We start from the raw sequence: 24,332 nt of genomic DNA, 5'->3' as shown, positions 1-24,332 counted from the left end.
CAGCCGGACACCGGCGTCAGTCGCCGGTCGGCACGATGGCCGAGATCACCGTGCCGTCGGCGCGCTGGACGCCGGCCGGGTACGGCGGCTCGCCCTCCAGCCGCGGGCCCTGGTGCTTGAGCGGCACGACCACGGGCTCGCCCGGTGCGACCGTGACCACGTCACCGCGGACGTCGAACGGCACGGACGCATCGCCGCTCTCGACGAAGAGCTCGAGCTCCTCGGCGCGCACCGTCACCCGCACCCGGGTGCCGCACAGCGTCACCCGGTAGACGAGCGCCTCCCACGACTCCGGGAGCCTGGGGTCGATCTGGAACTGGTGCTCGCCCGCCGCCGTACCGATGTCGCGGAAGCCACCGAAGCCGGCGACCAGGGAGCTCCACACCCCGCCGGTCGACGCGACGTGCACGCCGTCGGCGGTGTTGTGGTGGCGGTCCGCCAGGTCGACGAAGAGGGCGGAGAGGAAGTAGCGCAGCGCCAGCTCGTGGTAGCCGACCTCGGCGGCCATGATCGACTGCACCGACGCCGACAGCGTCGAGTCGCCGGTGGTGATCGGGTCGTAGTAGTCGAAGTCGGCCTTCTTCTGCTCGGGCGTGAACTCCTCCCCCTGGAGGTACAGCGCGAGCACCACGTCGGCCTGCTTGAGCACCTGGAACCGGTAGATCACCAGCGGGTGGTAGTTGAGCAGCAGCGGCCGCTTCTCCAGCGGCGTGTTCTCCAGGTCCCACATCTCCCGCTCGAGGAAGTTGACGTCCTGGGGATGGATGCCGAGGAAGTCGTCGAACGGGATCAGCATGCCCGCGGCGCAGTCGGCCCACTCCTGGGGCTCGTCCTCGGTCAGCCCGGTCCGGCGGACCAGCTCCGCGTACGCCTCGGGGTGGTTGCGCTGGAGCTCCCACACCGCTCGGGCGGCCCGGCGCAGGTTGAAGCGCGCGAGCACGTTGGTGTACAGGTTGTCGTTCACCACGGTGGTGTACTCGTCGGGCCCGGTGACGCCGTGGATGTGGAAGGTGCGCCGGTTCTCGTCGCGCCAGAAGCCGAGGTCGGCCCAGAGGCGCGCGGTCTCCACGAAGATGTCGATCGCCTCGAGGACGAGGAACTCGTGGTCGCCGGTGGCGCTGACGTACTGGCTCAGGGCGTAGGCGATGTCGGCGTCGATGTGGTACTGCGCCGTGCCGGCCGCGTAGTAGGCCGAGGCCTCGTGGCCGTTGATCGTCCGCCACGGGAACAGGGCGCCCTTCTGCGACAGCTCGCGGGCGCGGTGGCGGGCGTTGTCGAGGAGCGTGTAGCGGAAGCGCAGCGCGTTGCGGGCGGCCCACGGCATCGTGTAGGTCAGGAACGGCAGGACGTAGATCTCGGTGTCCCAGAAGTAGTGACCGCCGTAGCCGGACCCGGTGACCCCCTTCGCCGGGATGCCCTGGCCCTCCGCGCGCGCCGAGGCCTGGAGCACGGAGAAGAGGTTCCACCGGATGGCCTGCTGGAGGGCGGGGTGACCGGGCACCTCCACGTCGGCCCGGCTCCAGAACTCCTCCAACCATGCCGCCTGCGCGGCGTACTGGTGGTCGACGCCCTCCTCGTGGGTGCGGTCGAGGGTCCGCTCGCAGCGGTCGATCAGCTCCCGGGGCGGCACCGTGGTGGCGGTGTGGAAGGAGACCAGCTTGGTGAGCCGGACCGGCACCCCGCGATCCGCGGCGATCCGATAGATCACCTTCGCCAGGTCGTCCTCGGAGTGGACGCTCATCGAGTGCTCGGCCTCGGTCTCCAGCACGTGGTCGGCGACCACGCCGAGCGTCATCCCGCTCTCGGCGGTCCGGTAGCCGAGCTTGATCCGGCCGGTCTCCGGGTCGGCGCCGTGCAGCCGGGGGATCAGGACGCGCCGCTCGAACGCCTCGGCCTGGCGCGGGTCGCCGCCGGCCAGCACGTCCTCGTCGATCTCGGGGTCCTCGAGCGCGGCGTCCTGCCGGTTGATCAGCTGGGAGGAGATCGCCAGCGACGCCCGCTGGTCGAGCAGGGTCACCTCGAACGACAGCACGGCGAGGTGACGTTGCTCCAGGGGCACCATCCGGGTGCTGCGCACCCGCACCCGCTTGCCGCCGGGGGTGCGCCAGACCAGGTCGCGGCTCAGCACACCCGTGCGGAAGTCGAGGGCGCGCTCGTACTCGATGAGGTCGGCGATCGAGAGGTGCAGCGGCTCGTCGTCGACGTAGAGCCGGATCACCTTCGGGTCCGGCACGTTGACGATGGTCTGCCCGATCCGGGCGAAGCCGTAGGCCTCCTCGGCGTGGGAGATCGGCCACGTCTCGTGGAAGCCGTTGATGAACGTCCCGTCGAAGTGGGCGTCCCGGCTCTCGGAGTAGTTGCCCCGCAGGCCGAGATAGCCGTTCCCGACCGAGAACAGCGACTCGGTGGTGCCGAGGTCCTCGTCGCAGAAGCGGGTCTCGACGAGGCGCCACTCGTCGACCGGGAAGCGCGACCGGTCGAGCGGGTCCTCGAGCGGCGGCGCCTTGTGGGAGGGGCCGGGGCCCTCGGGTACCGGCGTCACGTCGGCTGTCCCGACAGCAGCTCGGCCAGGTCCTGCACCACCAGGTCGGCGCCCGCGTCCGTGAGCGCCTTCGCCCCCGCACCGCGGTCGACGCCGATCACCAGGCCGAAGCCGCCGGCGTGACCGGCCGCGACACCGCTGAGGGCGTCCTCGAGCACGACGGCCCTCTCGTTCGTGGCGCCCAGCTGCCGGGCGGCGTGACTGAAGGTGTCGGGAGCCGGCTTCCCCGGAAGGCCCAGCTCGGCCGCGACCCCACCGTGCACCACCAGCCGGAAGTAGTCGCTGAGCCCGGCCGCCGCCAGCACGTCGGGGGCGTTGCGCGAGGAGGAGACGACCGCCAGCGGCAGGCCGTCGGCGTGCAGCCGACGGATCAGCTCCACCGAGCCGGGGTAGGCCACCACGCCCTCGGCGTCGAGCACGCTGGCGAAGTAGTCGTTCTTGCGGTTGCCGAGTCCGCACACCGTCTCCGCCGTCGGCGGGTCGTCGGGCGACCCCTCGGGCAGGTGGATGCCGCGCGACTCGAGGAAGGAGCGGACGCCGTCGTACCGGGGCTTCCCGTCGACGTGGTCGTAGTAGTCCTGCTCGGTGTAGGGCGGGTACTCCACGCCCTCGGTCCTCGCCCGCTGCTCGAGGAACTCGCTGAACATCGCGGCCCACGCGCGCATGTGCACCTCGGCGGTCGGCGTCACCACTCCGTCGAGGTCGAACAGCGCCGCGTCCCAGGCATGCCACTCCACCATGCCCTCAGGCTAGACGCCGGATCCGCCTGCCGCGGCTTCCCCCGGCGTGTGAGGCCCGTGACAGCCCTCGCCGCGCCCGCGGGTCAGGGACATCCCAGGGTCGGGTCAGGGTCGGGTCAGGGTCGGGTCAGGGTCGGACCAGGGCCGGACCAGGGCCGGACCAGGGTCGACAAGGGGCCGAAAACCGATTGCCGCAGGCGCCTGGTCTGGTGGAATAGCCGCCATGCGGCTCCCCCCCATCGGCCCTGCGCTCGGCGCTGCGAGGAGGCGCGTCGGCGTCTGGCTCCTCAACCGGACGATGCGCAACGGCATCGACCTCCGCAAGCTGCGCTTCCTCCCCGACAACGTCACCCTCCCCCTCAAGCGCACCGGCCTGGACCCGCTGCCCGAGCTGATGGAGGTCCAGGCCGAGCAGCCCGTCAAGAAGCTCGCCGACATGTTCGGCAAGGGCGTCTGGTTGGTCAGCGGGTACGACGAGGCGAGGCAGGTGCTGGCCGGCGACGCCGACACCTGGTCCAACGACCTCGGACAGTTCGTCTCCCAGGAGGGCCGGTCCGCCGAGGAGCAGATCGGCGGGCTCGGCATGACCGACCCGCCGCTGCACACGCAGCTGCGCCGCTACCTCACGCCCGAGTTCACCATGCGACGCCTCGCACGGCTCCAGCCGGGCATCGAGGCGATCGTGGCCCAGCGGCTGGACGCGATGGAGCAGGCGGGTTGCGGGGGTGCGCCCGTCGACCTCGTCCAGGAGTTCGCCTTCGCGGTGCCGTTCGACGTGATCTGCGACCTGCTGGGCCTGCCCGTCGACGACCGCCAGCGGTTCCTGGAGCTGGGCGTCGCGCGGTTCGACCTCACCGAGGGCGGTGCCGGCGCGTTCGGCGCGGCCGCGCACACCCGCGAGTTCCTCATCAACGCGGTCCGCGCGCAGCGCTCCGCCCCGGGGGACGGCCTGATCGGGGCCCTCCTCCGGGAGCACGGGGACGAGCTCGACGACGTCACGCTCGGCGGCATCGCCGACGGGGTGTTCCTCGGCGGCTACGAGACGTCGGCCTCCATGCTGGCCCTCGGCGCCTACCTGATCGCGACCACGCCGGAGGCCGGCCGGATGCTGCGGTCCGACCCCGCCTCGGTGGACCGGGTCGTCGAGGAGCTGCTCCGCCACCTCTGCGTCGTCCAGCTGGCGTTCCTCCGGTTCGCCAAGCGGGACGTGACCGTCGGCGGCGTGCCGATCAGCGCCGGCGACGCGGTCGGCGTCTCGCTGCTCGCGGCCAACCGCGACCCCCGGCTCGGCGAGGGCCTGGACACCTTCGACCCCACGCGGGAGCCGGTGCGGCACCTGTCCTTCGGCTGGGGCATGCACCGCTGCGTCGGCGCCGAGCTGGCCCGGATGGAGCTCCGCACCTCGCTGCGGATGCTGGCCCAGCGGTTCCCCGGCCTCACGATGGCCGCGGACATCGACGACCTCGACTTCCGCAAGCTCTCCGCCGTCTACGGCGTGGAGGCACTGCCGGTCAGGCTGTACGGCGGCGAGCCGGACGCGCCGCAGGAGCGCTCCGCCCTCGTGGGGGTCTGAGGTCGCCCAGCAGGCGGCCCAGCAAGCGGCCCAGCAGGCGGCTCAGCGGCTCGCTCAGCGGGCCGGTCAGCAGGTCGCTCAGAAGTAGGGCACCAGCGGCTTGCCCGCCCAGGGCGAGGGCGGCGGCTCGAACGGCACGTCGGGCAGTGGCTGCTCGCGGACCTCTTCGGCGTGGTGCCGCAGGGCGGCCTCCACCCCGCCCTCGGTGCGGTCGAAGTCGCCCGCGGCGATCAGCAGGTGGTCGCAGGCGTTGCGCAGCTCGGCCGCGGTGCCGACGAGCACGCTGGCCAATGCCTGGCTCGCCGCCACGCGCTCGGTGTGCGGCCCGTCGGAGTCGACGCCGATGTCGTAGGACCGGGTCCAGAGGGCGGGCCACGGGTCCAGCCGCACCGCGGCCGCGTCGAGCAGGTCGGCGATCGGCGGCAGGAAGGTGTGCGCCACCTTCCGCAACCGTTCGGTGTCCACGTCGAGCAGGGTCGGGCTGCCCACCAGCTCCTGATGGCTGGTGGAGCCGGTGAGGTCCCTCGGCGCGCGCAGGTCGTAGCGGCCGATCGGCCCGTCGAGCGCGTCGGCCACCCCGCGGAACGTGGCCTGCACCGCGGTCTCCTCGCTGGTGATGTCGTCGTTGAGCGTGGTCAGTGCCTCCCGGGCCGCGTCGAGCACGGCGTCCGGGTGGTCGGCGGCCAGCGACACCGACTTCTCCGAGCCCTGGAACGCGGTGACCGTGCTGAGGGTCGTGGACGCCAGACCGATGGCCGTGGCGACCCCGCCGGTGGCGAAGATCCCGGCGAACGACAGCCCGATGCCGAGAACGGTCAGCAGCGCGTCGGTGCTGCCGGACTCCTCGGCCGACGGCTTCGCTGCCTTCATCGCGGCGAGCATCGAGTCGGCGATGCTCACCACCGACGAGCGGGCCTCGTTGAAGATCGCCGCCTCGGCCAGCATGCCCTCCGCGATCTCGCAGATCAGGCCGCACTGGTTGGGCAGCACGGTCCCGGTCAGCCGCCGGGTGTAGTTGACCCGGAAGGCACTGACCGTGCCGCCCTCGAAGTTCTCGAGGATGCCGTTGGCCTCGGCGAGGTTGCCCGGGAGGGTGGGGTGCGCCGGGATCCGCGGGCCGTCCTCGAGGTCCTCGCCCTGCGAGATCCGCTGCGCCGCCTGGATGACCCGGTTGACGTCGTCGACCATGGCCGCCGGGTCCGGCAGCCAGGTCCAGCCGCGGAACACCTCGGGCACGGCGGTCTGCCACTTGTCGTAGATGCTCGCGACCAGCTCCAGGTGCTGGTCTGGCCACGCCACCAGGAAGCGGTCGGGCTGCACGATCCACCGGACCTGGCCGGAGCCGGGACCGTTGACCGTGCCGCCGGACCAGCCGTCGCCGACGTCGCTCTCGCGGTGCGCGATCTGGTAGTCGTCGCCGACGCGGAAGAAGTGGTTGCGGGCCATCTCGGCCTCGATGGCGGCGTCGACGATCTTCTCGATCGTCGACCAGATCTCGTCGTAGCTGGACACGGGACACCCTTCTGCCGGCAGGCCCGACCCCTGCCCCGCCGCGCCCGGCCGCAAACCGGGCGGAGTGCGGCGCGGGCCGGCGGGGTGGGGGCGCGGGGCTGCCGAGGGCTACTTGCTGGTGGTGAGCCGGTACTGGCGCACCGAGAGCGGCCCGAACACCGCGAGGATCAGGCCCACCCAGATCAGCGTGTAGGCCACCGGGTTCTGCATCGGCCAGGCGTCGGGCACCGGCATGCCGCCGGTGTTGCCGAACAGCTCGCGGCACGCCTGGGTCAGCGTCGACACCGGGTTCCACGACACGAACACCTCCAGGACCCCGCCGAAGGTGTGGGTCGGCACGAAGGCGTTGGAGACGAAGGTGAGCGGCATGATCACGATGAAGGAGGCGTTGTTGATCACCTCGACGCTGGGCACGAGGAGCCCGACGTACGCCATCACCCAGCTGATCGCGTAGGCGAACAGCAGCAGCAGCGCGAAACCGAGGATCGCGTCGACCACGCCCTCGCGGATCCGCCATCCGACCAGCAGGCCGGTGAGCGCCATGATGATCAGCGACAGCACGTTGTAGACCACGTCGGAGGTCGTGCGGCCCACCAGGACCGCTGATCGCGACATCGGCAACGATCGGAACCGGTCGATGATGCCCTTCTGCATGTCCTCGGCGAGCCCGGCGCCGGTGAACGTCGCGCCGAAGACCACGGTCTGGGCGAAGATGCCGGCGATCAGGAACTCCTTGTAGCCCACGGAGCCGCCGGTGTCGATCGCGCCGCTGAACACGTAGGCGAACAGCAGCACGAACATGATCGGGCTGATCAGCACGAAGACGAGCACCTCGGGCACCCGCTTGATCTTGACCAGGTTGCGCTGGGCGACGACCCAGCCGTCGGACAGGGCCTGCGCGGCAGTGCTCATCGGGCCAGCTCCTTCTCGGTGTCTCCATCGGCACCACCGGCACCGGCACCGGCACCGTCGGGACCGTCGGTGGGGTCTGCGTCCTCGGCGGCGTGGCCGGTGAGGGCGAGGAACACGTCGTCGAGGGTGGGTCGGCGCAGGCCCACGTCGAGCACCGTCACCGTCTCCCGCTCGAAGCCCTGAAGCACGCGGAGCAGGTCGCTCGCGCCGCTGCCGCCCGCCGCCGCGGTGAGCTCGCGTCCGTTGTCGCTGACGTGCACGTCGCCGACGGTCACCTCGGCGAGGACCCGCGCGGCCGCGTCGCGGTCCTCGGCGTCGGCGAGCACGACCTCGATCCGCTCGCCGCCGGTGCGGGCCTTCAGCTCGTCGGCGGTGCCGCGGGCGATGGCCTGGCCGTGGTCGATGACCACGATGTCGTCGGCCAGCCGGTCGGCCTCCTCGAGGTACTGCGTCGTGAGGAGGAGCGTCGTACCGCCGGTCACCAGCTCGCGGATCACGTCCCACATCTGCTGACGGCTGCGGACGTCGAGACCGGTGGTCGGCTCGTCGAGGACGATCACCGGGGGCTCGGCCACCAGCGCGCCGGCCAGGTCGAGCCGGCGGCGCTGGCCACCGGAGTAGGTCTTGGCCGGACGGTCGGCGAACTCGGTCAGGTCGAACCGCTCGAGCAGCTGCCGGGCCCGCTGCTGCGCGGCACCCTTGCCGAGGTGGTAGAGCCGGCCGATCATCACGAGGTTCTCGTAGGCGGTCAGGTGCTCGTCGACCGCGGCGTACTGCCCGGAGAGGCCGATCTTCGCGCGCACGCCGACGGGGTCGGCCAGCACGTCCACGCCGGCCACCTCCGCCGAGCCCTCGTCGGGGCGCAGCAGCGTGGTGAGGCAGCGGACCGCCGTCGTCTTGCCGGCGCCGTTGGGCCCCAGCAGCGCCAGGACCTTGCCTTCGGGGACCTCCAGGTCGAGCCCACGGAGGGCCTCGACGCTCTTGTAGCGCTTCACCAGTCCGCTGGCGCGGATCATCGGGGGGTTGGTCATTCGCTCGCCTGCGCCTCTCGTCGTGCTGTGGGGGGAAGGTGCCAGCCGGCACCAGCATTCTCCGACCCTAGGGACCGGCACCGACAGTGGTTTTCATCGGCGGTCCGGCGCGGTGGGCAGGGAGGGGCAGGGAGCGGCAGGGGCCGGGGACAGGGCCGACGGGCGGGCCGGACGGCTTAGGCAAGGCTTCCTTTTCTGGAATGGATCCAGAAAACCTGCTTGAGTGGGGACATCGGAATCCGCACGGATCCACGAGCAACCGAGCGAAGGGAGCATCCCCCATGTCGACCACCGCGACCCGTCACCAGCACGACAAGCACGTCTCGCACCCGGCCTTCCAGGCCGACGAGCAGCTCGCCGGCCACCTCCAGCAGCTGCTGGTCGACCTCAGCGACCTCGCGCTCCAGGGCAAGCAGGCGCACTGGAACATCGTCGGCCCCAACTTCCGCGACCTGCACCTGCAGCTGGACGAGATCGTCGATGCCGCCCGCGACTTCTCCGACGAGGTCGCCGAGCGGATGCGCGCCGTCTACGTCGTCCCCGACGGCAGCGCCGCCCGGATCGCCGCGCAGACCAGCCTGCCGCCGTTCCCGACCGGCGAGGTCGACACCCGCGAGGCGGTCGACCGGATCGTCGCCTCGCTCTACGCGGTGAGCGGCACCGCCCGCCGCATCCACGACGACGTCGACGCGGCCGATCCCACCACCGCCGACCTCCTGCACACCATCATCGAGCGCATCGAGCAGCTCGCCTGGATGGTCGACGCGGAGAACCGCACCGTGGGCAGCTCGGTGCCGGTGGCGGTGCAGGCCTGAGGGTGGCCCGGGCGGGTGCAGGGAATCACCGGTGGACCGGTGATTCCTGCACTTCACGGCCAGTGCAACGGCCGAGAGGTGCAAGTTCCGGCCGGGTGATGTGACGCGTGGGACTCGACGGCGGGGTGGAACGTGTTCCATGCTGGCGCGGTGCCCGATCTCGCCGTCCGCTACGTCCCCGGCGGTGGTGACGCCTGGCGCGACCCGTGGCCGTCGTACGCCGCCCTGCGCGAGCACGACCCGGTCCACCACGTCGTGCCACCGCGCCGACCCCAGGACGACTACTACGTCCTGAGCCGGCACGCCGACGTGCTCGCGGCCGCCGTCGACACCGAGACCTTCAGCAGCGCCCACGGCCTCACCACGGCGTACGACGACCTCGAGCGGATCGGGCTGGCCGACAACCCGCCGTTCGTGATGACCGACCCGCCGGTGCACACCGCGTTCCGGCGGCTCGTCGCCCGCGGCTTCACCCCGCGACAGGTGCGGGAGCTGGAGCCGGCGGTGCGGGCCTTCGTGGTCGAGCGGGTCGAGCGGCTCCGGGAGGCCGGCGGCGGCGACGTCGTGGCCGAGCTGTTCAAGCCGCTGCCGAGCATGGTGGTGGCCCACTACCTCGGCGTGCCGGCCGCCGACCGCGACCGGTTCGACGCGTGGACCGACGCCATCGTGGCCGCCAACGCCGAGGGTGGGCCCGCCGAGGCGATGGGTGGCGCGGCCAGCGCCACGATGGAGCTGATGGCCTACTTCACCGCCCTCGTCGACCGGCGCCGTGCCGAGCAGGCGCGGGGCGAGCGGGCAGAGGACACGGTGTCCCACCTCGTCGCCGCCGCCGACGAGGAGGAGGCGCGCACCGACGTGCTGGCCATCCTCGGCTTCGTGTTCACCATGATCACCGGCGGCAACGACACCACGACGGGCCTGCTCGGCGGCTCCCTGGAGCTGCTCGCGCGGCGACCCGACCAGCGCCGCCTCCTGGTCGAGGACCCCGGACTGGTGCCGGACGCGGTGGAGGAGCTGCTGCGGCTGACCTCGCCCGTGCAGGGCCTGGCCCGCACGACGACCCGCGAGGTCGCGCTGCACGGTCGGGTGGTGCCGCAGGGCCGCCGGGTCCTGCTCCTCTACGCCGCGGCCAACCGCGACCCGCGCAAGTACGGCCCGGACGCCGACGAGCTCGACGTCCGCCGCCGGCCGACGCAGATCCTGACCTTCAGCCAGGGGCACCACCACTGCCTGGGGGCTGCCGCGGCACGGATGCAGTCGACCATCGCGCTGCAGGAGCTGGTCACCCGGATCCCTCGCTGGGAGCTGGAACCCGACCAGATCACCTGGGCGCCGGGCCCGTTCGTACGCCGCCCGCTGGCGGTGCCGATCACCGTCCGCTGAGCCGGCGCCCGCGGCCGTCCGCCGGCAGCCGCCCACCGGCCCACCGTCGAGCCGGATGTCGGTGCGGCGCCGTACGTTCGGCAGCATGACCCCTGCCGACCTCCTCGTCGACTCCTTCCAGCGGGTGCGCGACGACGTGGAGCACCTGCTCGACGGCCTGCCCCCTGCCGCGCTCACCACCCGGCCGCGCGCCGACGCCAACCCGGTGGGATGGCTGGTGTGGCACCTCACCCGGGTCCAGGACGACCACGTCGCCGACGTCGCCGGCACGGCCCAGGTCTGGACCGAGCAGGGGTACGCCGACCGGTTCGGGCTGCCGCTCGACACCGGCGACATCGGCTACGGCCACACCAGCGAGCAGGTGGGCATGGTGAAGGCCCCGGCCGACCTGCTGCTCGACTACCAGCGGGCCACCCACGAGGCCACGGTCGCGTTCCTGCGCACGGTGGGCCCCGACGACCTCAACCGCGTGGTGGACACCCGGTGGGACCCGCCGGTCACGCTCGGCGTCCGGCTGGTCAGCGTCGTCAACGACTGCACCCAGCACGTCGGTCAGGCGGCCTACCTCCGCGGCCTGCTGACCTAGGCGCGTCCCGCCGCGGCCACCCGGTAGCGCACGAACGACGGCACCAGCAGCGCCGCGGCGACGGTCCCCACCACCACGAGCACGCCACCGCCGGCGGCCGCGGCCGCCGTACCGACCACGACCGCGGCGGCGCCATGCGTCACGTCGGCCACACGAGGGCCGCCGGCGACGACGACGATGAAGATGCCCTGGAGCCGGCCCCGGACCTCGTCGGAGGCGGCGCTCTGCAGCATCGACATCCGGAACGCCGCGGACGCCATGTCGGCCGCGCCGCCGACCACCAGCATCAGCACGGCGACGACCAGCCACCCGCGCGCCGAGCCGGGGAGCGCGTCGGCCAGCCCGACGGCGGCGCCGAAGCCGATCATGGCCAGTCCCCAGACCAGGATCGAGGCGACGACGGCGCGACCGTGGGCCTCCACCCGCGACACCCAGCCGGAGAAGACGCCGCCGACCACCGCGCCGGCTGGGATCCCCGCGAAGAGCAGGGCGAACGCCAGGCCGCCCTCCTCGGGACCGAGGAAGCTCTCGTGGGCGATCTCCGGGAACAGCGCCCGCGGCATCCCGAAGACCATCGCGATCAGGTCCACGACGAACGACATCAGCAGCACCGGCTGCGTCCGCAGGTAGGCGAGGCCTGCGAACACCGACCGCAGGCCCGGGGTGCCGGTCACGCCCTCGACCGGGAGCCGGGGCAGCCGGACGACCGCGGACAGTGTGGCGAGCAGGGTCAGGGAGTCGATGAGGTAGAGCCAGGAGTAGCCGACGAACGGGATCAGCACGCCGGCGACCAGCGGCCCCGCGATGGCGCCGGCCTGCATCACCGTGGTGTTCAGCGCGTTGGCGGCGGGCAGGTCCTCGTCGTCGAGCAGCCGCGGCAGCGCCGCCCACCGGGTGGGCTGGTTGACGGCGAAGAACGCCTGCTGCACGGCGAACAGCCCCAGCAGCACCCACACGTTGTCGAGGCCGACGGCCGCCTGCGCCCAGAACAGGACCGCGGTGCCGATCAGCCCGACCGTCGTGACGACCAGGATGGTACGGCGGTCGAAGTGGTCGGCCAGCGCGCCGCCCCACAGGCCGAAGACCACCAGGGGCACCAGTCCGAAGACGCCGGTCAGGCCGACGTAGGCCGAGGATCCGGTGATCGAGTAGATCTGCGCCGGCACCGCGACGACGGTCAGCTGGGCGCCGACGACGGTGATGATGTTCGCCACCCACAGGCGGCGGAAGTGCGGGTTCCGCAACGGCCGGGTGTCGGCCAGCATCCCGCGGAGACTCACGCGAGGATGCTACGGACACCGCGGTGCGCTCAGAATTCCACGCAGCACCTGTCGTATCCGTGCACGCCCGATCGTGGAGAGGGTGACCGGGCGGTCGGAGTGGCCGCCCAGAGACGAGGAGAAGCCATGACCCAGTACCTGCTGTCCGTCCACGGCAACGAGGAGGAGTACGCCAAGGTCCCCGAGGAGCAGTGGCCGGAGATGTTCGCCGCGGTCGAGAGGTTCAACCAGCGGCTCCAGGACGAGGGCGCCTGGGTCTTCGGCGGCGGGCTCGAGGGTGCCGAGACGGCGACGGTGGTCGACGGCACGGGCGAGACGCCGGTGCTCACCGACGGCCCGTACCTGGAGACCAAGGAGCACATCGGCGGGTTCTGGGTGATCGAGGCCCCCGACCTCGACGCCGCCCTGCGCTGGGCGACCGAGGGGTCCCGGGCGTGCCAGGGCAAGGTCGAGGTGCGGCCGTTCCAGCCAGAGCCGCCCGCCGACGCGTGACCCGGCCGCAGGACGAGCCGGCCGCGGCGGAGGTCGAGCGGGTCTTCCGCGAGGAGCACGGCCGGCTGATCGCCTCCCTGGTCCGCCGGTTCGGCGACATCGACCTCGCCGAGGACGCGGCGGGGGAGGCGCTCGTCACCGCGCTGGAGAAGTGGCCGGAGTCCGGCGTGCCCCCCAACCCGGGTGCGTGGCTGACCACCACCGCGGCCAACCGGGCGATCGACCGCATCCGGCGCGAGCAGAAGCGCGACGACAAGCACCAGGCGGCGGTGATGATCCACGACCCCACACCCCATGTCCCGATCGGCCCCATCGAGGACGACCGGCTGCGGCTGATCTTCACCTGCTGCCACCCGGCCCTGGCGCCCGAGGCCCGGATCGCCCTGACGCTGCGGCTGCTGGGCGGTCTGACCGTGGCCGAGATCGCCAGCGCCTTCCTGGTGCAGGAGACGACGATGGCCCAGCGGATCACCCGCGCGAAGGCGAAGATCAAGGCGGCGCGGATCCCCTACCGGGTGCCGGAGGCCGAGGAGCTGCCCGATCGGGTCGCCACCGTGCTGGCCGTGCTGATGCTGGTGTTCAACGAGGGCTACCTCGCCTCCGGCGAGGGGGCGCCGGTGCGCACCGAGCTCACGACGGAGGCGATCCGGCTGGCGCGCGTCCTCCATGCCCTGCTGCCCGACGACATGGAGACCACCGGGCTGCTCGCCCTGCTGCTGCTCACCGAGGCGCGTCGCGAGGCCCGCGTGCGCCGCGGCGAGCTGGTGCCGCTCTCCGAGCAGGACCGGGCCGGCTGGGACGCCGAGCTGATCGCCGAAGGGCACCACCTCGTGCGGCGGTGCCTCGCCGTCAACCGGCCCGGCCGCTACCAGCTGCTGGCCGCGATCAACGCCGTGCACACCGACGCCCCGTCCGCCGCCGACACCGACTGGTCGCAGGTGGTGGCGCTCTACGACCAGCTGGCCGCGATCGACCCGTCCCCCGTCGTCGCGCTCAACCGGGCGGTCGCCGTCGCCGAGCTCGACGGGCCCGACGTCGCGCTCGCGATCGTGGAGCGGCTGCCGCTGGCGTCGTACCACCCCTGGCACGCGACGCGCGCCGAGCTCCTGCGCCGCCTCGGGCGCAGCGCCGAGGCCCGCGAGGCGTACGACGCCGCGCTGGCCGCGACGGCCAACGTCGCCGAGCGGGCCTACCTCGAGCGGCGGCGGGGCGAGCTGGTCACTCGCTGACCGCGCGGTCCGGGCGCGGCAGCCACAGCACGAACCGGGTCGTCGGTGCGGAGTCGTCGACCGAGAGGTGGCCGCCGGCGACCTCGGCCAGCTCCGCGGCCACGGCCAGGCCGATCCCGCTGGTCAGCTCACCTGCGGCCCGGGTGCTGACGCCGCGGTGGAAGACGTCCGCACCCAGCTCGGCGGCGCCCTCGTCCTGGACCGCGACCTCCAGGTGGGTGCCGGCGTCGCGGGTGTGGACGGTGATCGTCCCGCTGCCGTGCAGCCGGGCGTTGTCGAGCAGCACGTCGAGCACCTGCTCCACGGGGCCGGTGGGCAGCCGGGCCGGTACGGCGCCCTCGGCGTGCACCTCGACCCGCCGGTCGAGCTCCGCGACGGCGCGCTCCCAGCGCCGGACGCACGCCGCGACCAACGCGGCGAGGTCCAGGTCGGTGTGCTCGCCGAGGCGCCGTCCGCGGGCCAGGTCGAGCAGCTCGTCGATGGCGGCGCTGAGCCGGTCGAGCTCGCCGAGCGCCCTGCCGAGCTCCTCCCGCGCTGCCGACGAGGTGTCCGGCCACATGGCGAGATCCTCCAGGCCCAGCCGAAGCGCCGTGATCGGAGTACGCAGCTGGTGGGAGGCGTTCACGGCGAACTCCCGCTCGCGGCGGACCAGCAGGTCGAGCTGCGCCGCCGCGCCTCGCAGCGACGCACCGATCGCCTCGGCCTCGGGCACGGAGTACGGCGGCACGTGGATGTCGAACCGGCCGTAGCCGAGCGACCGGGCGGCCTCGGCGAGGTCCTGGAACGGGCGCGAGAGGCGCCGGGCGAGGGCGAACCCCAGCAGTCCCGCGGCGGCGGCGAGCACCAGGCCGATCACCACCAACGGCGTGATCGCCTCGCGGACGCTGTCACTGACCGTGCTGTCGGCGATGCTGAGTCGCAGCGTGCTCCCGTCATCGAGCACGCGGGTCTCCGCGAGCCCGCCGCGCGGGGCGGCCGCCGGGTCGCCGGCGGTCACGACGTCGCCCCCGGGCCGGGTGAGCTCGACGTGGTCGGCCGCGACCAGCCCGTGGCCGAGCAGCTGCTCGTCGACCGTCCCGCCCGCGGCGCGCCGCTCGTCCGCCAGCGCGGCGAGCGTGTCCGCGATGCCGTCGAGCGCGGACTGCTGCTCGTGCTCCACCCGGTCGGCGAGGACGTAGGCGCGCGGTACGCCGTACAGCCCGATGACCGCGACCGTGAGACCCACGAACGCGAGGACGAGGCGCTCACGCATCGGCCGGCGCGTCCTCCAGGCGGAACCCGACGCCGCGGACGTTGCCGAGGACGACCGGCGCGCCGCCGTCCTGCAGCTTCTGCCGCAGGCGCCCCACGGTGGCGTCGAGCGTCTTGGTCGAGCCGAACCAGTTCTCGTCCCAGACCTCGGCCATCAGTGTCTCCCGCGTCACCACGGCCCCGCGCTGCGCTTCGAGCAGCACCAGCACGTCGAACTCCTTCGCCGTCAGCGGCAGCTCCGCGCCGCCCACCCAGGCCCGGCGTGCCGCGCGGTCCACCCGGAGGCGGGCGCCCGAGCCGGCTTCGGGTGCTCCGGCCGTGGTCGCGGTCGCGGGCGGCTCGTGGCCGGTCGCCGGTGCCAGATCGGTGCCGCCGGCACGAGCGGACCGGCGCAGCAGCGCCCGGATGCGGGCGAGCAGCTCGGACAGGCTGAACGGCTTGGCGAGGTAGTCGTCCGCGCCGACGTCGAGGCCGACGACGCGGTCGAGCTCGCCCGCCCGGGCGGTCAGGATCAGGATGCCGCCCGCGTAGCCGTCGCTGCGAAGCCGACGGCACACGTCGAGGCCGTCCAGGTCCGGAAGGCCCAGGTCGAGCAGCACCAGGTCGGTCGCACCGGCGGCCACGTGGTCGATCGCCTCGCTGCCCGTCGCCACGCGGTGGACGTCGTACCCCTCCCGCTGCACGGCCCGCACGAGCGGAGCGGCGATGGCGTCGTCGTCCTCGACGATCAGCAGGCGCACGACCACTCACCGAGCATAGGGCGAGGGCACAGCCGGGAGGCGGGAGGCGGACGAGCTGAGTTGCCGGAGCCGCCGGTCGACCGCGAGCAGCCACAGCGCGGCTGTGGGCAGCAGCAGCGCCTCGCCGACCAGGGGCGCGAAGTCCTCGCGTGGACCGCCGGGCAGGCCGACGGTGCCCGCGAGCGCCAGCGCGCCGAGCTGCGCGCCCACGGTCGCCGCGGCCACGAGCCGGGTCTCGAAGCAGCTCACCCGCCACAACGCGATGGCCGCCAGCAGGGTGGCGCACCCGAAGGCCACGGCAGAGGCGTCCGGGTGCGGGGCGGCCGGGCCGACGCCCGCCCGTGCGAGCTGGAGGGCGGCGAGGCCGACCATGGCCGCGGCGGCGCCACGGGACGCCCAGGTGTGCGGTGTCATCAGAACTCCTTGTCCGGCGCGCCGGTCTCGTGACAGGGGCGGCGAACCCCTGCCGGGTGGTAGGAGGAACCCGGCCCCCGACCGCACCCCCCAGTGACGGTCGAGAGCCGGGTCCGAACGCTGCGAGCGGCTGATGATGCTCAGCAGCGCGTTCGGGGCGACCAGGACGTCGATCAGACCTTCCTGACCACGAGGTCGGCGACCGACGAGAGCACCTTCGGCGAGCTGTCGACGGTGCTGCTCCTTGGTTGTGTTCCTGGTCGTGGTGCGGGCTGTCTCCCGATGGCTCAACACTCCCAATCCGCGCTCCACACGAGATCGACGCGATCTCCTCGCGACCGCCACATCTCGGAACGGTTTGCCACCGTCCCGTCCCGGGCCCCCGACCGCGCGGCGGGCAGCAACGCGGTCGCCGCAGCGGCCGTCGGTTCGTACTGTGGTCGCCATGACGCCGGACCCGCTGTCGCTGCCCGCCGCCGACGACTGGGACGAGTGGACCGCCTGGGTCCGCGACCGGGCCGCGGACGAGCTGGCCCGCGCGGAGGCACTGGTCGCCGAGCTGCGGTCGGGTCCGGGCGCCGACGCGGTCGACACCCTCCGCGCCTGGGACCGGGCCTCGGGTCATCTCGGCAACGCCGCGGCGCTCGGGTCGCTGCTGGGCAACGTGCACCCGTCCGAGGAGGTGCGCGACGTCGCGGACCACGCCGAGCAGGAGGCGCAGCGCACCGGGACGCAGTGGAGCCTGGACCGGGAGTTGTACGACGTCTTCGCGGGCATCGCCGACGACGACGTCGCCGGCGACCCGCTCGCCGCGCGGCTGCTGGCCAAGGTCCGTGCCGACTTCCGGCGGTCCGGGGTCGACCGCGACGACGCCACGCGCGAGCGGATCAGCGCGGTCCGCCGGCGGATCACCGAGCTCGACCAGGAGTTCAGCCGCGTGGTCCGCGACGACGTGCGCACCGTCCGCGTCCGGCCCGAGCAGCTCGCCGGCCTCCCGGAGGACTGGCTGGCCGCCCACCCGGCCGACGACGACGGCCTGGTGACCGTGACCACCGACTATCCCGACGCGGTGCCCGTGCGGATGTTCGCGCGCGACCAGGAGCTGCGCCGTGCCATCACCGTCGCGTTCCTCGAGCGCGGCTGGCCGGCCACCGAGCCGCTGCTGGAGGAGCTCTTCGCCCTGCGGCACGAGCTCGCGACCACCGTCGGCTACCCCGACTGGCCGTCGTACGACGTCGACGTGAAGATGATCGGCAGCGGGCCTGGTGTTGGGTCGGGTGCGGGGTCGGGGGTCGGTCGGGAGGAGCCGTCGCGGCGCATCCCGGAGTTCATCGACCGGATCGCCGCCGCCGCCGAGGCGCCGATGCGGCGCGACCTCGCCCAGCTGCTCGAGCGCTACCGCGAGGACTTCCCCGACGCCGTCGAGGTCCCCGGCTACGACTACTTCCACTACGCAGAGCTGGTGCGCGCCGAGCAGCACCGGGTGGACGCGCAGCGGGTGCGCACCTACTTCGCCTTCCCCAAGGTGCGGCAGGGCCTGCTCGACGTGACCGGCCGGCTGTTCGGCCTCCGCTACGAGGAGGTGGACGTGCCGGTGTGGCACGAGGAGGTCACGGCGTACGACGTGTTCCGCGTCGACGCGGCGGAGGGGCCGGGTGGTGGGCCGGGCGGTGGGCCGAATGGTGGGCCGGGCGGTGGACCGGGTGGTGGGGACCGGTTGGGCCGGATCTATCTCGACCTCCACCCGCGCGAGGGCAAGTACAAGCACGCCGCGCAGTTCACGCTGACCGACGGGGTCGCGGGCGTGCAGCTGCCCGAGGGCGTGCTGGTCTGCAACTTCTCGCGCGGCCTGATGGAGCACGACCACGTGGTCACCCTCTTCCACGAGTTCGGCCACCTGCTGCACCACGTGCTCGCCGGGCACGGGGAGTGGTTCCGGTTCGCCGGCGTCGCGACCGAGTGGGACTTCGTGGAGGCGCCCAGCCAGATGCTCGAGGAATGGGCCTGGCGCCCCGAGGTGCTGCGGACCTTCGCCACCGACGACGAGGGCGAGCCGATCCCCGCGGCGCTCGTCGAGGCGATGCGCGAGGCGGACGACTACGGCAAGGGCATCTACGTCCGCACCCAGATGTTCTACGCCGCGATGTCCTACTGGTTCCACGCCGACCGGGCCGCCGCGGACGTCCCCGACCTCACCGAGCGGATGATCGAGCTGCAGGGTCGGTACGCCGCGCTGCCGTACCTGCCCGGCACCCACATGTTCGCCAGCTTCGGCCACCTCGGCGGCTACAGCTCCGGCTACTACACCTACATGTGGTCGCTGGTCATCGCCAAGGACCTGTTCAGCGCCTTCGAAGCCGACGGGTCCGGCGACCTCTTCGCGCCGGAGCAGCTGCGGACCGCCGCCCGCTACCGCGACCGGGTGCTCGTCCCCGGCGGCTCCGCCGACGCAGCCACCCTCGTCGAGAGCTTCCTCGGCCGGCCGTTCTCGTTCGACGCCTACGCCGCCTGGCTGGCGCGGTGAGGGGCGTGGGGCGGCGGCGCGGCGGCGCTTGTAACTCGGTGTTCGGTCCTCTGCCACGGTGCTGTGACCGGTTCTGAGACCGTGGCAGATGCCGTTGCACCGTGGTAGCTGGTTCCGGGCGGCCCGTGCCCCGGCGCCCCGACGCCTCGCCCCGCGCCTCGACGCGCCGAGGCCCGGTCCCGGCGCCGGCTGCCCCGACGCGACGTGGCTAGGCCGGCCCGAGTCGGCGCCCGGAGCGCCGGCCGCCCCGGCGGTCGCCGTACTCCCTGCGGATCAGCGCTGCCTCGCGCGCCAGGCGCTCGTCGAGCTCGGTGCCGTACCGCGCCGCGGTGTCGGCCGCATCCGCGCGCAACCGGTCGATCGCAGCGCGGCGACGGGCGCCCCAGTGGTCCTCCCAGTAGACGCGCGAGACGCCGAGCCGCTCGTCGCGGACCAGCCGCTCGCGCTTGCGCTCCTCCCAGGCGACCTCGTGCGCCGGCGCCGACGCGACACCGCCGTCGGCGACGGGGACCAGCTTGACCCGGCCATCGGCCTCCACGATGTGGTTGCCCACCCGGAGGTCGCACCACTTCACGCCCTCCGCCGTGCGCACCGGGAACTGGGTCTCGGGCGTCCCGATGCCCGCCTCCAGCACCAGCAGCCGGGTGAGCGACTCGTGCACCGACTCCGCGCCGTCATCGGCGAGGGCGACGGCCTCGCGAGCGGCCCGGACGCCCGGCCAGTTCGCCATCACGGCGTACGCCGCCTCGAGCTCCGCGCGCGTCACGCCCCGCTGCATGGCCGCATCGCAGGCCACGACGCCGTCCACGACCCCGCGTTCGCGGGCGATGTCCACCGCGGTGCGGGCGAGGTCGAGGGCCCGGAGGCCGTTGACCTCCACCACCTGTCGTTCGGAGAACCGGGCCAGGTGGTGGCGGACGCCGTACTCGGTCCAGGCGTTGGTGAAGCCCGGCCTGGTGATGTGGACCAGCGGCTCGCGCGGACGCAGGATCGGCATCTCCTGCTCGAGGGCTGAGGAGTCGTGGCTCAGCACCCAGCCACGCCGCATCATCAGCACCGCGGCGCGGGCGCGCAGCCGCGGGCGGCCCACGTGGTCGTCCAGCGCCTCCCACAGCTCGCCGGTGGTGTAGGCCCCGCGCCGCACGGAGACCAGCTCGCCGGCCGTGCGGAGTCGGCGGATCTCGGAGGGGCTGACGCCGAGGTCGAGCAGGTGCTCACGGCGGATCAGGCCGCCCTGCTCGGCGATGACGGCCAGGACGCGGGGAGTCATGGCGTCGTACCGTGCCGCCCGCGGCCCGCCCTGCCAAGAGGTGCCGAGCGCGGTTGTGGAGGGCCGCGGTGGCTGGGGCCGGCCGGCGTCCGGCGGCTGGACGGCGGCTGGACGGCGGCTGGACGGGGCGGGCTGGACGGCGTGGGCTGGACGCCGCGGGGACGGCGGTGGGGTGGGCGTGGGCGCCGGTCGTCATGTAACTCGGTGTTACGTCCTCTGCCCGGGCGAACCATCATCTACCACGGTCTCAGGACCGGTCACAGCCCCGTGGTGGACGACCGAACACCGAGTTACAAGCGGCTTGCGCCAGCCACCGCCCCGACGTACGGTGGCGATATATCGCGACACTCGTCCGAACGGTCGCGATACCACAGACCAAGCGAAGGAGGTCCCGATGGGACACGACTACGAGCGGTACGACGACGGCGACCCGTGGGGGCGGGGGGAGCCGCGCGGGGGGAGGCGGCGGCAGCACCGCGGGGGGCCGTGGGGGCCGGGCGGCCCCTGGGGCGGCTGGGGACAGTGGGGGGAGCCGCCGCGGGGCGGGCACCCCCGGGGCGGTGGCAGCGTGCCGCCGCCGTGGCTGGCCGGGCTCTTCGGCCTCGGCCGTCCCGAGCCGGTGCGCGGGCCCCGCGCGCGGCGGGGCGACGTCCGGGCGGCGATCCTCGACGTGCTCCGCACGGCCGCGGAGCGGGAGGAGTCGCCCAACGGCTACCAGGTGATCCAGCAGATCACCGAGCGCAGCGGCGGGGCGTGGAAGCCCAGCCCCGGCTCGGTCTACCCCACCGTCCAGCAGCTTCAGGACGAGGGTCTTGTCGAGCTCGACGAGGAGCGCGGGCGCCGGGCGCTGCGGCTGACCGACGACGGCCACGCCTGGTGCGCCGAGCATGCCGGCGAGCTGGCGGCGGTCTGGGCGCCGTTCGACCGCGGCCGAGAGCCGGGCGACGGGACCGGCCGCCGAGGGGACGACGCTCACCAGGCTGGTCACGGCGACCACCACGCCCACCACGCCGACATCAAATCCGAGATCGGACAGGTGATGAGCGCGATCTGGCAGATCGTGACCGCTGGGTCGGAGAGCCAGCGGCGGGCGGCGGTGGAGGTGCTGGTCGAGGCGCGCCGCGGGCTCTACGGCATCCTCGCCGACGGGCCCGCTCCCGAGGACCGCGAGGGTCAGCAGGACTGACCCCCGACCGAGCGGCATCGAGGTGCCGCCTGACGGCGTGCGCGGGTCTCGCTGATACCTTCGGCGGGACCCGCGACCCGCGTCGCGGCTGCTGGCGAGGCGTCGACGTCCTGGAGGAAGCTGTGCCCGATCCGCTGCCCGAGGGGACCCGCGTGCTTCACGTCGGACCGGGCAAGACCGGCACCACGGCGCTGCAGAGCGCCTTCCACCACAATCGCGCCGTGCTCGCCGGCCACGGCGTCCACTACCCCGGCGGGGGCCGGCAGCCGTGGACGGCCGCCAACCAGGCGCTCACCCTGAGCCCCGAGCGGCCGGACGGACCGCTCGACCGGTGGCACAAGCTGCTCGAGGAGATCGAGTCCGCCGGCAGCCCGCGTACCGTGATCAGCAGCGAGGCCTTCGCCCGCGCCGACCGGCACGCGGCAGCGGCCGTCGTGGAAGCGCTCGGCCGTGACCGGGTCCACGTCGTGCTCACCATGCGCCCGCCTGCCGACCTGCTGTCCTCCAACTGGTGGCAGTCGGTTGCCGGCGGCGGCCGCCGCTCCTACGTCGAGTGGCTCGAGGCGATCCTCAAGCCCGACGACGCCGGCAACCTCGCCGACGCGGCCTTCTGGTTCCGCACCCGGTTCGACACCATTGCGGCGCGCTGGGCCGAGATCGTGGGTCCGGAGAACGTCACGGCCGTGTCGCTGGCGGGTCAGCCGCGCGACTTCGTGCTGCGCGTCTTCGAGCAGCTCACCGCGCTGCCCGAGGGGATCCTGGTGCCCGGGCCGGGGGAGTCCAACGCGTCACTCGCCCACCCGGTCGCCGAGATGATCCGTCAGTTCTACGCGATCCGCCGGCGCGAGGGGCTGGGCCGGAAGGGCGAGGTGGATCAGATCCGTGGTGCGGCGCTCAACATGCTGCGGCGGGACACCCACCTGTTGACCGGCGAGGAGCCGATCCGCACCCCGCGGTGGGCGGTCGAGGCGGCGTCGGAGGTCGCCCACGAGATCAACCGCGGTCTGCTCGGGCTCGGGATCAACATCGTCGGCGACCTGGAGCCGCTGACCGTGTCGAGCCGGCCGGCGCCCGACGTGGTGGAGACTCCTCGAGTCATCCCGATCGCCGACGCGGCCGCACTCCTCCACGAGATGGTCCGCTCCGCGCACCTGCACGAGAAGAGCGCCGTCGCCCAGGCGCGCAAGGACGCCGCGCGGCGCGGCAACCGGCGGGCCGCGAGCCGCGAGGGTGCTGCCGACGAGATCGGTGGCCGTGAGGCGCTGCGGGTGCTCGCCAGCAAGGCCAAGCGGCGACTCACCGGTCGCTGACCGGGGGTGCGCCGGGCCACGGCTAGGCTGCCGCGCGTGTCCCCCGGCCGCCTCCCCGTCGTGCTCGCCAGCGCGGTCGCGCTGTGCTGGCTGACCGCCACGACGTCGTACGGCGCCGCGGCGGCGCCCGCGCCGCAGCCGGTCGACCTCGGCGGCCAGCCGCTGCCGGGAGGCACGGGCAGCACCGACGTGGCGGACCCCACCGAGCTCGCGCCCGGGCTGTGGGCCGACACGCTCGGCGGCTCGCTGACCCGCAACCAGCACCACTTCACCTACGAGCGGCGGATCGAGAACAGCACCGTCCACGTCGGCGTGGTCGCGGCGCCCCGGACCCCCGACAGCGACCAGCTGCACGTAGAGGCGGGGGTGCTGGGCGACGATGGCATCACCGGCTGCGGCACCGCCGACCGCTCGACCAGCTACAACTTCCCGAACGCCGTGATCGGCGCGCAGGTCGCCGTGGGCGGCGACCAGCCGGGTGACACGGCCAGCGCCTGCGCCAGCGCGCCGGTGATCCAGCTCGTGGTCAGCCGCGGCTCCGGCACCAACGACAGCGAGATGCCGATCGCGATCAAGGTGGTCGAGGAGGCGCCGGTGTCCGGGGCCGCGGAGCTCCCGGAGCCGCCCGACGACGAGGTCGGGTTCGACGCCCCCGAGCCGGGTGGTGAGGCCGCCGAGCTGCCGGGTGCCCCCTCGTTCGACGACGCCCCGACGATCGATCCGGGCAGCCACGGCATGCTGATGAGCACCTCGCTCGAGGAGGGGTCGGAGCAGCTGTGGCGGGTCCCGGTCCAGTGGGGCCAGCGGGTCGTCGTACGCGCCTCGCTCCCGGCGGCCGATCCGGCGATCGTCGAGCAGACGGGCTGCTGCGGCGTGCCGGTGGCGGTGCGGCTCGTGGAGCCCGGGCGGTCGACGTTCGGCTACGAGGCCGGAGCCGACGACCTCGCCGCCGACGGCAGCTACGGCGAGGAGGCCGACGTCCTGGCCGTCGGCAGCCAGCCCCTGCGCTACCTCAACCGGTACGACGACCTGCTGCCCGTGCTGCCCGGCGACCACTGGGTCTCGGTCGTCGTTCCCGCCCCGGACGAGTCGGCCGAGCGGGAGCCGGTCGACGTGCCGGTCGAGCTGGCGGTCGCCGTGACCGGGGAGGTCGAGGGGGAGCCGGCCTACCGGGAGGCCGTGCTCGCGCCCGGTGGCGGAGCGGGGCCGAAGGGGTACTCGCCGGAGGAGCCCTACCTCGTCGCCGACGGCACCTTCTCCGCCGTCGCGTCGGGCAGCCCGGTGCTCCCCGGCGAGGACGAGGCGTGGCTCGACGGCCGCCGCTGGGCCGGCCTGGGACTGGGTGTGGTGAGCATCGCCTGCCTGGCGGGCGGGCTGTGGCGCCTGCGCGCGCGCCGCTCAGCCTGATCCCTAGATGTACTCACCACGGACGTTAGGTACGGCGTGCCTGCTGGACGATGACGAAGACCTCCGGGTGAGGTGTGAAGCGACCAAGCATTCGCATCTCACAACCGGAGGCCTTCGTGTCCCACGCTAACGCCC

General features: G+C 73.3%; 20 protein-coding genes. 10 read left to right on the top strand and 10 right to left on the bottom strand.

Annotated features, from left to right (window positions below):
* Window positions 1-16 precede the first annotated feature (16 nt).
* Together ACPOLA_RS11550 and ACPOLA_RS11545 are read right to left on the bottom strand one after the other, a co-directional pair.
* Window positions 17-2,542, bottom strand: a complete 2,526-nt coding sequence (locus ACPOLA_RS11550; protein WP_435770583.1) for a glycoside hydrolase family 65 protein — start codon at window positions 2,540-2,542, stop codon at window positions 17-19.
* Entirely contained in the window at window positions 2,539-3,282 is a 744-nt protein-coding gene (locus ACPOLA_RS11545; RefSeq protein ID WP_435770582.1) for an HAD family hydrolase, read from the bottom strand. Before ACPOLA_RS11545 ends, ACPOLA_RS11550 begins: the two co-directional genes overlap by 4 nt.
* A 223-nt stretch (window positions 3,283-3,505) precedes the next feature.
* Between ACPOLA_RS11545 and ACPOLA_RS11540 the strand changes: the two genes are divergently transcribed.
* Complete coding sequence (locus tag ACPOLA_RS11540; protein ID WP_435770581.1) at window positions 3,506-4,855, top strand: cytochrome P450; 1,350 nt, start codon at window positions 3,506-3,508, stop codon at window positions 4,853-4,855.
* 78 nt (window positions 4,856-4,933) lie between these two features.
* On the opposite strand, the gene ACPOLA_RS11535 is transcribed toward ACPOLA_RS11540, so the two are convergent.
* The 3 genes from ACPOLA_RS11535 to ACPOLA_RS11525 form a co-directional block, all read right to left on the bottom strand.
* Window positions 4,934-6,367 (bottom strand): hypothetical protein, encoded by a 1,434-nt coding sequence (locus ACPOLA_RS11535; RefSeq protein ID WP_435770580.1) that lies wholly within the window; start codon window positions 6,365-6,367, stop codon window positions 4,934-4,936.
* Window positions 6,368-6,475: 108 nt separating this feature from the next.
* Entirely contained in the window at window positions 6,476-7,279 is an 804-nt protein-coding gene (locus ACPOLA_RS11530; RefSeq protein ID WP_435770579.1) for an ABC transporter permease, read from the bottom strand.
* The gene (locus ACPOLA_RS11525; protein WP_435770578.1) at window positions 7,276-8,310 is read right to left on the bottom strand and encodes an ATP-binding cassette domain-containing protein; all 1,035 of its coding nucleotides are present in this window, start codon (window positions 8,308-8,310) and stop codon (window positions 7,276-7,278) included. Before ACPOLA_RS11525 ends, ACPOLA_RS11530 begins: the two co-directional genes overlap by 4 nt.
* Before the next feature lie 281 nt (window positions 8,311-8,591).
* Here ACPOLA_RS11525 and ACPOLA_RS11520 point away from each other — a divergent pair, with 281 nt between their 5' ends.
* From ACPOLA_RS11520 to ACPOLA_RS11510, 3 genes are all read left to right on the top strand, one after another.
* Entirely contained in the window at window positions 8,592-9,125 is a 534-nt protein-coding gene (locus ACPOLA_RS11520) for a Dps family protein (protein ID WP_435770577.1), read from the top strand.
* Window positions 9,126-9,275: 150 nt separating this feature from the next.
* Window positions 9,276-10,508, top strand: a complete 1,233-nt coding sequence (locus ACPOLA_RS11515; RefSeq protein WP_435770576.1) for a cytochrome P450 — start codon at window positions 9,276-9,278, stop codon at window positions 10,506-10,508.
* A gap of 85 nt (window positions 10,509-10,593) precedes the next feature.
* A complete protein-coding gene (locus ACPOLA_RS11510; protein ID WP_435770575.1) occupies window positions 10,594-11,094 on the top strand; it encodes a mycothiol transferase in 501 nt (166 codons plus the stop codon).
* On the opposite strand, the gene ACPOLA_RS11505 is transcribed toward ACPOLA_RS11510, so the two are convergent.
* Window positions 11,091-12,374, bottom strand: a complete 1,284-nt coding sequence (locus ACPOLA_RS11505) for an MFS transporter (RefSeq protein ID WP_435770574.1) — start codon at window positions 12,372-12,374, stop codon at window positions 11,091-11,093. The genes ACPOLA_RS11510 and ACPOLA_RS11505 overlap by 4 nt on opposite strands.
* Window positions 12,375-12,500: 126 nt before the next feature.
* Here ACPOLA_RS11505 and ACPOLA_RS11500 point away from each other — a divergent pair, with 126 nt between their 5' ends.
* Entirely contained in the window at window positions 12,501-12,866 is a 366-nt protein-coding gene (locus tag ACPOLA_RS11500) for a YciI family protein (protein WP_435770573.1), read from the top strand.
* Window positions 12,863-14,095, top strand: a complete 1,233-nt coding sequence (locus tag ACPOLA_RS11495) for an RNA polymerase sigma factor (protein WP_435770572.1) — start codon at window positions 12,863-12,865, stop codon at window positions 14,093-14,095. Before ACPOLA_RS11500 ends, ACPOLA_RS11495 begins: the two co-directional genes overlap by 4 nt.
* On the opposite strand, the gene ACPOLA_RS11490 is transcribed toward ACPOLA_RS11495, so the two are convergent.
* From ACPOLA_RS11490 to ACPOLA_RS11480, 3 genes are read right to left on the bottom strand one after another with little or no spacing between them, the layout of a single operon-like run.
* Window positions 14,085-15,347, bottom strand: a complete 1,263-nt coding sequence (locus ACPOLA_RS11490; RefSeq protein ID WP_435770571.1) for a sensor histidine kinase — start codon at window positions 15,345-15,347, stop codon at window positions 14,085-14,087. The genes ACPOLA_RS11495 and ACPOLA_RS11490 overlap by 11 nt on opposite strands.
* Entirely contained in the window at window positions 15,340-16,092 is a 753-nt protein-coding gene (locus ACPOLA_RS11485; protein ID WP_435770570.1) for a response regulator transcription factor, read from the bottom strand. The genes ACPOLA_RS11490 and ACPOLA_RS11485 overlap by 8 nt, the downstream gene beginning before the upstream one ends.
* Window positions 16,093-16,500 (bottom strand): hypothetical protein, encoded by a 408-nt coding sequence (locus tag ACPOLA_RS11480; RefSeq protein ID WP_435770569.1) that lies wholly within the window; start codon window positions 16,498-16,500, stop codon window positions 16,093-16,095.
* Between the two features lie 445 nt (window positions 16,501-16,945).
* Between ACPOLA_RS11480 and ACPOLA_RS11475 the strand changes: the two genes are divergently transcribed.
* Window positions 16,946-19,024: a M3 family metallopeptidase gene (locus tag ACPOLA_RS11475; protein WP_435770568.1), complete on the top strand. Its 2,079-nt coding sequence runs from the start codon at window positions 16,946-16,948 to the stop codon at window positions 19,022-19,024.
* A gap of 208 nt (window positions 19,025-19,232) precedes the next feature.
* On the opposite strand, the gene ACPOLA_RS11470 is transcribed toward ACPOLA_RS11475, so the two are convergent.
* Complete coding sequence (locus tag ACPOLA_RS11470) at window positions 19,233-20,294, bottom strand: type IV toxin-antitoxin system AbiEi family antitoxin domain-containing protein (protein WP_435770567.1); 1,062 nt, start codon at window positions 20,292-20,294, stop codon at window positions 19,233-19,235.
* Window positions 20,295-20,688: 394 nt separating this feature from the next.
* On the opposite strand from ACPOLA_RS11470, the gene ACPOLA_RS11465 reads away from it, so the two are divergent.
* The 3 genes from ACPOLA_RS11465 to ACPOLA_RS11455 all read left to right on the top strand — a co-directional run bounded on the left by ACPOLA_RS11465 (window position 20,689) and on the right by ACPOLA_RS11455 (window position 24,197).
* The gene (locus ACPOLA_RS11465; RefSeq protein WP_435770566.1) at window positions 20,689-21,480 is read left to right on the top strand and encodes a PadR family transcriptional regulator; all 792 of its coding nucleotides are present in this window, start codon (window positions 20,689-20,691) and stop codon (window positions 21,478-21,480) included.
* Window positions 21,481-21,632: 152 nt separating this feature from the next.
* On the top strand, window positions 21,633-22,790 hold the full coding sequence (locus tag ACPOLA_RS11460; protein ID WP_435770565.1) for a hypothetical protein: 1,158 nt from the start codon (window positions 21,633-21,635) through the stop codon (window positions 22,788-22,790).
* Window positions 22,791-22,826: 36 nt separating this feature from the next.
* Entirely contained in the window at window positions 22,827-24,197 is a 1,371-nt protein-coding gene (locus ACPOLA_RS11455) for a hypothetical protein (RefSeq protein WP_435770564.1), read from the top strand.
* Window positions 24,198-24,332 lie beyond the last annotated feature (135 nt).

The sequence above is a fragment of the Nocardioides proteolyticus genome (genome assembly GCF_051280635.3).
Taxonomy (GTDB): Bacteria; Actinomycetota; Actinomycetes; order Propionibacteriales; family Nocardioidaceae; genus Nocardioides.
This window is presented reverse-complemented; position numbering and strand designations above follow the sequence as displayed.

What these genes read in the sequence shown, in the direction of transcription:
- ACPOLA_RS11500 (WP_435770573.1), top strand. Translation starts at nt 12,501, where the DNA reads ATGACCCAGTACCTGCTGTCCGTCCACGGCAACGAGGAGGAGTACGCC.
- ACPOLA_RS11520 (WP_435770577.1), top strand. Translation starts at nt 8,592, where the DNA reads ATGTCGACCACCGCGACCCGTCACCAGCACGACAAGCACGTCTCGCAC.
- ACPOLA_RS11540 (WP_435770581.1), top strand. Translation starts at nt 3,506, where the DNA reads ATGCGGCTCCCCCCCATCGGCCCTGCGCTCGGCGCTGCGAGGAGGCGC.
- ACPOLA_RS11490 (WP_435770571.1), bottom strand. Translation starts at nt 15,347, where the DNA reads ATGCGTGAGCGCCTCGTCCTCGCGTTCGTGGGTCTCACGGTCGCGGTC.
- ACPOLA_RS11475 (WP_435770568.1), top strand. Translation starts at nt 16,946, where the DNA reads ATGACGCCGGACCCGCTGTCGCTGCCCGCCGCCGACGACTGGGACGAG.
- ACPOLA_RS11470 (WP_435770567.1), bottom strand. Translation starts at nt 20,294, where the DNA reads ATGACTCCCCGCGTCCTGGCCGTCATCGCCGAGCAGGGCGGCCTGATC.
- ACPOLA_RS11510 (WP_435770575.1), top strand. Translation starts at nt 10,594, where the DNA reads ATGACCCCTGCCGACCTCCTCGTCGACTCCTTCCAGCGGGTGCGCGAC.
- ACPOLA_RS11525 (WP_435770578.1), bottom strand. Translation starts at nt 8,310, where the DNA reads ATGACCAACCCCCCGATGATCCGCGCCAGCGGACTGGTGAAGCGCTAC.
- ACPOLA_RS11480 (WP_435770569.1), bottom strand. Translation starts at nt 16,500, where the DNA reads ATGACACCGCACACCTGGGCGTCCCGTGGCGCCGCCGCGGCCATGGTC.
- ACPOLA_RS11545 (WP_435770582.1), bottom strand. Translation starts at nt 3,282, where the DNA reads ATGGTGGAGTGGCATGCCTGGGACGCGGCGCTGTTCGACCTCGACGGA.
- ACPOLA_RS11465 (WP_435770566.1), top strand. Translation starts at nt 20,689, where the DNA reads ATGGGACACGACTACGAGCGGTACGACGACGGCGACCCGTGGGGGCGG.
- ACPOLA_RS11530 (WP_435770579.1), bottom strand. Translation starts at nt 7,279, where the DNA reads ATGAGCACTGCCGCGCAGGCCCTGTCCGACGGCTGGGTCGTCGCCCAG.